The sequence below is a fragment of the Roseateles sp. NT4 genome (assembly GCF_051857475.1).
In the GTDB taxonomy this organism is placed as follows: Bacteria; Pseudomonadota; Gammaproteobacteria; order Burkholderiales; family Burkholderiaceae_C; genus Pelomonas.
The window spans coordinates 3,329-5,038 of record NZ_JBPZGZ010000010.1; the positions used below are offsets into that span (position 1 = coordinate 3,329).

Sequence of the window (1,710 nt, forward strand, 5' to 3'; positions counted from 1 at the left end):
CGGTTAGGCTAACTACTTCTGGCAGAACCCGCTCCCATGGTGTGACGGGCGGTGTGTACAAGACCCGGGAACGTATTCACCGCGGCAAGCTGATCCGCGATTACTAGCGATTCCGACTTCACGCAGTCGAGTTGCAGACTACGATCCGGACTACGACCGGGTTTCTGGGATTAGCTCCCCCTCGCGGGTTGGCAGCCCTCTGTCCCGGCCATTGTATGACGTGTGTAGCCCTACCCATAAGGGCCATGATGACCTGACGTCATCCCCACCTTCCTCCGGTTTGTCACCGGCAGTCTCATTAGAGTGCCCTTTCGTAGCAACTAATGACAAGGGTTGCGCTCGTTGCGGGACTTAACCCAACATCTCACGACACGAGCTGACGACGGCCATGCAGCACCTGTGTTCTGGCTCTCTTTCGAGCACTCCCAAATCTCTTCAGGATTCCAGACATGTCAAGGGTAGGTAAGGTTTTTCGCGTTGCATCGAATTAAACCACATCATCCACCGCTTGTGCGGGTCCCCGTCAATTCCTTTGAGTTTCAACCTTGCGGCCGTACTCCCCAGGCGGTCAACTTCACGCGTTAGCTACGTTACTGAGAAGAAACCCTCCCAACAACCAGTTGACATCGTTTAGGGCGTGGACTACCAGGGTATCTAATCCTGTTTGCTCCCCACGCTTTCGTGCATGAGCGTCAGTACAGGTCCAGGGGATTGCCTTCGCCATCGGTGTTCCTCCGCATATCTACGCATTTCACTGCTACACGCGGAATTCCATCCCCCTCTACCGTACTCTAGCTATGCAGTCACAAAGGCAGTTCCCAGGTTGAGCCCGGGGATTTCACCTCTGTCTTGCATAACCGCCTGCGCACGCTTTACGCCCAGTAATTCCGATTAACGCTTGCACCCTACGTATTACCGCGGCTGCTGGCACGTAGTTAGCCGGTGCTTATTCTTCAGGTACCGTCATGAGTCCCGGGTATTATCCAGAACCTTTTCTTCCCTGACAAAAGCGGTTTACAACCCGAAGGCCTTCTTCCCGCACGCGGCATGGCTGGATCAGGCTTGCGCCCATTGTCCAAAATTCCCCACTGCTGCCTCCCGTAGGAGTCTGGGCCGTGTCTCAGTCCCAGTGTGGCTGGTCGTCCTCTCAGACCAGCTACAGATCGTTGGCTTGGTGGGCTTTTACCCCACCAACTACCTAATCTGATATCGGCCGCTCCAATCGCGCGAGGTCTTGCGATCCCCCGCTTTCACCCTCAGGTCGTATGCGGTATTAGCTGTTCTTTCGAACAGTTATCCCCCACGACTGGGCACGTTCCGATATATTACTCACCCGTTCGCCACTCGTCAGCTTAACCTGTTACCGTTCGACTTGCATGTGTAAGGCATGCCGCCAGCGTTCAATCTGAGCCAGGATCAAACTCTACAGTTCGATCTTGAATTTACTCAACGGAATCGACTTAAACCATTTGCATGATTCAAATCTAATTTCCGTGAGCGTTTAAAGTCCGAAGGACCGTTGCAAGTCACCTTGCAACATCACTTCGCCTCAAACGCCCACGCTTATCGGCTGTTAATTATTAAAGAACATCGCATTCAAACTTTCGTTTAACTGCGGCGCTGACGTCGTTTAGTTGTCAGCAGCAAAGAAGCGAGATTCTAATCTGCTTTTTTGCTTGTCGTCAAGTATTTTTGAAAATTTCTTTTCGC

The 1,710-nt window shown here is 52.6% G+C and carries 1 rRNA gene (running past one end of the window); it reads right to left on the reverse strand.

Annotated elements, in window-relative coordinates:
* Window positions 1–1,432: ribosomal RNA gene (locus ACS5PN_RS31220) — 16S ribosomal RNA — on the reverse strand; it reaches 160 nt to the left of the window's first position.
* Window positions 1,433–1,710: the final 278 nt, after the last annotated feature.